A 6,000-nucleotide genomic window follows, 5' to 3' on the forward strand; every position below is an offset into this window, starting at 1 on the left:
TGCGGGCAACGTAACGTCACGAAAATCGCTGGTCAATGCCGCGATCCGTAGCGAGACCCGTTCTTTACCCACGGAATCCGCAGCGATGAGGCACCAGCCCCCCTCGCTCACTCCTCCGGCTGGGCCTCGTCCGACGCCGCTCCGCGACCGGTGAGGTGCCGGTTGAGCCGCCACCCGGCCCAGGCCAGCGCCCCGAGCGGGATCGGCATCCAGAAGGCGATCAGACGGTAGAGCAGGGTTGCCACGACGGCCTGGTCCGCGGTCACGCCGATCAGGACCAGCAGCGTGGTCAAGCCGGACTCGACGAAACCGAGCCCGCCCGGGGTGATCGGGATCAGGGCCAGCGCCTGCGCGACGGCGTAGGCCATCATCACCTCGGACGGGCGGACGTGCGCGCCGAGCGCAGCCAGCGCGGCCACCAGAGCGGCGTAGTCGAACATCCGGTTGCCGGCCGCGGCGAGGACGGCGCGCGTCCGGCGACCCCTGAACGACGCGGCGACCCGGTCGCGCGCCGTGACCAACGCGGCGGAGGCGGAGTCGGCGGTGATGTCGTGCTTCACGACGTGGAGAGCGCGACCCGACAGCCGCCCGATCGCCACGACGAACGGCGACCACACCAGGATCGCCGTGCTCACAGCGACCATCACGACCGCCACGACCACCGAGACCAGGAGCCCGTACTCGAGCTGCCGAGCCGGTGGCGGACCGATCAGGAGCGCCGGGATCGTGAGGATCGGCAGCATCAGCAGGATCCCGGTGGTGAGCAGGCCCATCGCGGTGATGGCGGAGGCCACCGCCGACGCCGGCTGACCGGACTGGATGAGCAGCCGGGCCTGGACGACCCCGGCGGTGGCGGGACCGCCCGGGACGACCTTGCCGGCGGCGTTCCCGGCCAGGTGCGCGGAGGCGGCCGTTCCCCAGCTCACGGTCGACCAGGTGTCGTCGGGTCCCGTCCGGTGGCGCAGCGCCAGTCGCGTCAGCCACCACAGCGAGGCCATGCTGCCCACGACCAGCACCACCACGACCAAGAACCACCAGAAGGTGACGTCCCGCAGCCGTGGCCAGGAACCGAACAGGGTCAGCAGGCCCGGGAAGACGACGTACAGCCCGATCGCGGTCAGCACCAGGCCGACGGCTCGGACTCCCCAGCGCCGGACCAGGCGGGAGAGCAACGGCATCATCGGCACTGTCGACCTCGCCTCATGTCCAGTCCCGTCGTCTGCCGTCGCCACGTGCTCAGGCCTTGCCGAACCGCCGGTCGCGCCGGGCGTAGAGCTCGATCGCCTTCCACAGAGCCAGGCGGTCGACGTCGGGCCAGAGGATGTCGGTGAACACCAGCTCGGCGTAGGCCGCCTGCCAGAGCATGAAGTTGGAGAGCCGGTTCTCCCCCGACGTCCGCCACAGCATGTCGGCATCGGCGAGGTCGGGGACGTAGAGGTGACGACCGAACGTCTTCTCGTCGACCTTCTCGGGGTCGAGCCGACCCGCCGCGACCTCCCGGGCGATCGCGCGTGCGGTGTCGGCGACCTCGGCGCGACCGCCATAGTTGACGCACATGTTGAGGGTCAGGACGTCGTTCCTGCGGGTGAGCTCCTCGGCGACCTGCAGCTCGGTGATCACCGACTTCCACAACCGCGGTGCGCGACCGGACCAGGTCACCCGCACGCCCAGCTCGTGCATCTCGTCGCGACGCCGGCGGATGACGTCGCGGTTGAAGCCCATCAGGAAGCGGACCTCCTCGGGCGAACGGGTCCAGTTCTCGGTCGAGAAGGCGTACGCCGAGATCGCCTTCACGCCGATCTCGATCGCACCCTCGACCACGTCGAACAAGGCGGCCTCGCCCATCTCGTGACCCTTGGTCCGGGGCAGCCCGCGCGCCTTGGCCCACCGGCCGTTGCCGTCCATGGTGATCGCCACGTGCCGTGGCACCAGCGCCTGCGGGATGTCCGGCGGCCGGGCGCCGGACGGGTGCGGGTGCGGGCGTCGTACGGCGCGCCTCATCGCTCGACGTACTCCATCGAGCGCAGGCCGCGCTCGAGGTGCCAGTGCAGGAACGCCGCGACCATCCCCGAGGCCTCGCGGAGGTGTCGCTGGTCGGCGGCGGTGACGATCACCCAGTCGCCGGCCAGCAGCGCGCCCATCACCTCCAGCGTCCCCGTGGACGGCGACGCGGCTCCGGGCACCCGACAGTCGGCACACAGCGCCCCGCCGGCCGACGGCGAGAACCACCGGTGCGGTCCGGGGTCGCCGCAGCGGGCGCAGTGGGTGAACGACGGGGCGTAGCCGGCCACGGCCAGCGAGCGCAGCAGGTAGGAGTCGAGCACCTGGGCCGGCGCCCGCTCCCCCGAGGTCATCGCGCGCAGCCCGCCCACCAGCAGCAGGAACTGCTGGAGCGAGGGCTGCTTCTCCTCGGTCACCAGGCGGTCGGCGGTCTCGAGCATCACGGTGCCGGCCGTATAGCGGTCGTAGTGGTCGCCGAGCCGCGACGGGAACGCGTCGAGCGTGTCGGCCTGGGTGATCACGTCGAGGTTGCGGCCCTCGGCCAGCTGCAGGTCGACGTGGGTGAACGGCTCGAGCCGCGAGCCCCACCGCGAGGTCGTCTTCCGCACCCCTTTGGCCACCGCGCGCACCCGCCCGTGCTGACGTGTCAGCAGGGTGATGATGCGGTCTGCTTCACCCAGCTTGTGGGTGCGCAGGACGATCGCCTCGTCGCGGTAGAGGGGCACCCGGTCCATTCTGCCGTCACCCGGCCTGAAATCCGGTCGCCCGCTCCGCCCGAGAGTGTCAGCCTGACCCGCATGGCCACCCTGCGACGGCTCGGACCCGACGACTGGGAGACGTTCCGGACGATCCGGCTCGCGGCTCTCGCCGACTCCCCCGACGCCTTCGGCTCGACGCTCGCGCGCGAGCAGCCGTACGGCGAGGACGACTGGCGGCGGCGCCTGACCGGCCCGGTGTACGTCGTGGAGGACCCGCACCCGGTCGCCGTCGGCGGCACCTTCGACAACGACGGCACCCCGCACATCTGGGGCATGTGGACCGACCCCGACCACCGCGGCCGCGGCCACGCCCGGCGGATCCTGGACGCCCTCATCCCGCCCGACACATCGGCCCAGCTGGACGTGAACATCACCAACGGCGACGCCCGCATCGTGTACGAGCGCTACGGGTTCGTCGGCACCGGCGAGGTCGAGCCGCTCCGGCCCGGCTCCGACCTGCAGATCGAGCTGATGGTCCTGCGTCGCGACTGACGGGCCGCCTCCGGCACCTGGGCGGTCACCGCGAGGTGAGCCGCCGGCCGACCGCGACGGTTCTACCCGACGCGGTTGACCGCGCTGATCACCGCCTTGAGTGACGCGGTGACGATGTTGGCGTCGAGGCCGATGCCCCAGAGCACCCTGGTCTCGCCGTCCGCACCCGTCACCGCGCACTCGACGTACGCCGCCGCGATCGCGTCGCCGCCCGAACTCAGGGCGTGCTCGGCGTAGTCGAGGACGCGGATGTCGAACGATCCGCGCGGCCGCTGGACCGCGTTGATCGCGTCGACGAACGCCGCGATCGGGCCGTTGCCCTCGCCGGTGAGCTCGTGCAGCTCGCCGTCGACGTACACGTTGACGTCGAGCCGATCCTTCTCGCCGGCCGCCGAGGACGTGTGCACGGAGTTGAGCTTCAGCGGCGCCTCGCGCGAGAGGTACTCCTCGGTGAACGCCTCCCAGATTGCGGCCGGGCTGATCTCGCCGCCCTCGGCGTCGGTGCGCTCCTGGATCACCCGGGAGAACTCGATCTGCGCGCGACGTGGGAGGTCGAGCTTGTGCTCGGCCTTGAGCACGTAGGCCACTCCGCCCTTGCCGGACTGGCTGTTGACCCGGATGACCGCCTCGTACGACCGGCCGACATCCTTGGGGTCGATCGGCAGATAGGGCGCTTCCCAGGTCATCTCGCCGACCGGTCGGCCGGCCTCGGCCGCCTGGCGCTCGAGGTCCTCCAGTCCCTTCTTGATCGCGTCCTGGTGCGAACCCGAGAACGCCGTGTAGACCAGGTCACCGGCGTACGGGTGCCGCGGGTGCACCGGCAGCTGGGTGCACCACTCGACGGTGCGACGGATCTCGTCGATGCCTCCGTCGATGGCGAAGTCGATCTTGGGGTCCACACCTTGGCTGAACAGGTTCATGCCCAGGGTCACCAGGCAGACGTTGCCGGTGCGCTCGCCGTGCCCGAACAGGCAGCCCTCGACCCGGTCGGCGCCGGCCATCATCGCCAGCTCCGTGGCGGCCACGGCGGTGCCCCGGTCGTTGTGCGGGTGCAGGGAGATCGTGGTGAACTCGCGCCGGGTCAGCTGACGGGAGAACCACTCGATCTGGTCGGCGTACACGTTCGGCGTCGCCATCTCGATGGTCGCCGGCAGGTTCAGGATGATCTCGCGGCCGTCGTCCGGCTGCCAGACGTCGCTGACGGCTTCGCAGACCTCGACGCTGAAGGGCAGCTCGGTGCCGGTGAAGATCTCCGGGCTGTACTCGTAGCCGATGATCGTCTGGCCGAGCACGCTCTCCGCGTGCTTCATCACGACCTCGGTGCCGCGCACCGCGATGTCCTTGATCTCGTCGGCGCTCGCCCGGAAGACGACACGGCGGAACAGCGGCGCCAGCGCGTTGTAGAGGTGGATGTTCGCGTGGTGGACCCCGACCAGTGAGTGCACCGTCCGCTCGATCAGGTCCTCGCGCGCCTGGGTCAGCACCGAGATCGTGACGTCCTCGGGTACCCGGTCCTGCTCGATCAGCTGCCGGACGAACGCGAAGTCGGTCTCGCTCGCAGACGGGAAGCCGACCTCGATCTCCTTGTAGCCCATCTGCACGAGCAGCTCGAACATCCGCAGCTTCCGGGCCGGGCTCATCGGGTCGATCAGCGCCTGGTTGCCGTCGCGGAGGTCGGTGGACAGCCAGCGCGGTGCCTCGGTGATCTGCCTCGTGGGCCAGGTGCGGTCGGGCAGGTCGATGGGCTCGAAGGCGCGATAGCGCCCGAACGGCATCGGGCTGGGCTGCTGGGTATTGGTGAAGCCTGAGTGCTGGAGGGTCATGATCCGGTCCTGCTCGCAAGAGGGCGGGTGGCCGGCGCGCACGCGATCACTCCGCAGCGAGGAGGTCCGGCCTGTCAGACCTCGCTGCGGCAGCGAAGGAGGAGGCTGCGCATCATGAGGGGATCACCGTAACAGCGCGCGGGTACGACGGGTCAGCGCGCGTCCGCGGACCGGTCACTCGATCCAGCCTCGTGATCGTGAAAGGACCGGTGACAACCAGCGCATCAGCCCATGGCACTGCCGCACGAGAAGTTTCGGGCTCAGCGCCGGTCACGAACGCAGATTCCACCCGCACCACCTGCGAAGGTCCCCGAACGTTCGTGAAGACGGATGGTCGAACGGTGTTCATCCCGTCGTCGTGGGACCAGCGGCGTCGCGTCACGGTCCATGTCGGCGATGTCGTCCACGTCCACGCCACGGGTAACTGCGCGAGGTCGGTGACTGCGTCTCCACAGAACAGCCGCTTGCGCGAGCTGTGGCGTCTGTCCCGGGGGGTGGGGCCGACCTACTTCAGGGCGATCCGGCCAGGCGTTGTTCGACTGGTGATCTCAATGCCGATGTGCGCGCTTCCTCCGGAACCACCACCGAACAAGGACTGTCTACCTGCCGCTATACAGAGGGTCCGACGGAGAGGTTCAGCCGCAGAACATCAGCTGCACTGCCAGTGCGGCTGGGAGAGCGGCCCTGCTGCTGGTGGCGTCTCCGTGGCGGGCCAGTATCAAGACCGTGTGCTGCAGGCATGGCTGAAGACAAAGGGGCACGACCTGGTACGACTTCATATGCCGCTGTTGGCGGGTCCGAGGATGCGCGGCTTCGTGTGCCAGGCTGTCTAGGTGTCAACTCCCAGTGACCGTGCGCTACTCAGCGGTCCGTCGCGCGTCGCGGTGCTGTCGCTCTTGACTATCCTCGCGTGCGGCGTCGTCCTG

At 69.8% G+C, this 6,000-nt stretch carries 5 protein-coding genes; 1 reads left to right on the forward strand and 4 read right to left on the reverse strand.

Going from position 1 to position 6,000, the window contains the following annotated elements; genetic code table 11:
* Nucleotides 1–107: 107 nt before the first annotated feature.
* Genes VGJ24_RS05175 through recO form a run of 3 tightly spaced genes read right to left on the reverse strand, consistent with a single transcriptional unit; the run spans nucleotide 108 to nucleotide 2,726 of the window.
* Complete coding sequence (locus VGJ24_RS05175) at nucleotides 108–1,178, reverse strand: flippase-like domain-containing protein (protein ID WP_331499433.1); 1,071 nt, start codon at nucleotides 1,176–1,178, stop codon at nucleotides 108–110.
* A 58-nt stretch (nucleotides 1,179–1,236) separates the two neighbouring features.
* Nucleotides 1,237–2,001 (reverse strand): isoprenyl transferase, encoded by a 765-nt coding sequence (locus VGJ24_RS05180; protein ID WP_331499434.1) that lies wholly within the window; start codon nucleotides 1,999–2,001, stop codon nucleotides 1,237–1,239.
* The gene (gene recO / locus VGJ24_RS05185) at nucleotides 1,998–2,726 is read right to left on the reverse strand and encodes a DNA repair protein RecO (RefSeq protein WP_331499435.1); all 729 of its coding nucleotides are present in this window, start codon (nucleotides 2,724–2,726) and stop codon (nucleotides 1,998–2,000) included. The genes VGJ24_RS05180 and recO overlap by 4 nt, the downstream gene beginning before the upstream one ends.
* Before the next feature lie 72 nt (nucleotides 2,727–2,798).
* Between recO and VGJ24_RS05190 the strand changes: the two genes are divergently transcribed.
* Complete coding sequence (locus VGJ24_RS05190; RefSeq protein ID WP_331499436.1) at nucleotides 2,799–3,251, forward strand: GNAT family N-acetyltransferase; 453 nt, start codon at nucleotides 2,799–2,801, stop codon at nucleotides 3,249–3,251.
* Between the two features lie 62 nt (nucleotides 3,252–3,313).
* Here VGJ24_RS05190 and leuA read toward each other — a convergent pair whose 3' ends face one another.
* Complete coding sequence (gene leuA / locus VGJ24_RS05195) at nucleotides 3,314–5,074, reverse strand: 2-isopropylmalate synthase (RefSeq protein ID WP_331499437.1); 1,761 nt, start codon at nucleotides 5,072–5,074, stop codon at nucleotides 3,314–3,316.
* Between the last annotated feature and the right edge of the window lie 926 nt (nucleotides 5,075–6,000).

The organism is Nocardioides sp., from assembly GCF_036493135.1.
GTDB lineage: Bacteria > Actinomycetota > Actinomycetes > Propionibacteriales > Nocardioidaceae > Nocardioides.

Bases quoted from the DNA above. Each gene is read 5' to 3' on its own strand.
- VGJ24_RS05175 (WP_331499433.1), bottom strand. From the start codon at position 1,178: ATGCCGTTGCTCTCCCGCCTGGTCCGGCGCTGGGGAGTCCGAGCCGTC.
- VGJ24_RS05180 (WP_331499434.1), bottom strand. From the start codon at position 2,001: ATGAGGCGCGCCGTACGACGCCCGCACCCGCACCCGTCCGGCGCCCGG.
- VGJ24_RS05190 (WP_331499436.1), top strand. From the start codon at position 2,799: ATGGCCACCCTGCGACGGCTCGGACCCGACGACTGGGAGACGTTCCGG.
- leuA (WP_331499437.1), bottom strand. From the start codon at position 5,074: ATGACCCTCCAGCACTCAGGCTTCACCAATACCCAGCAGCCCAGCCCG.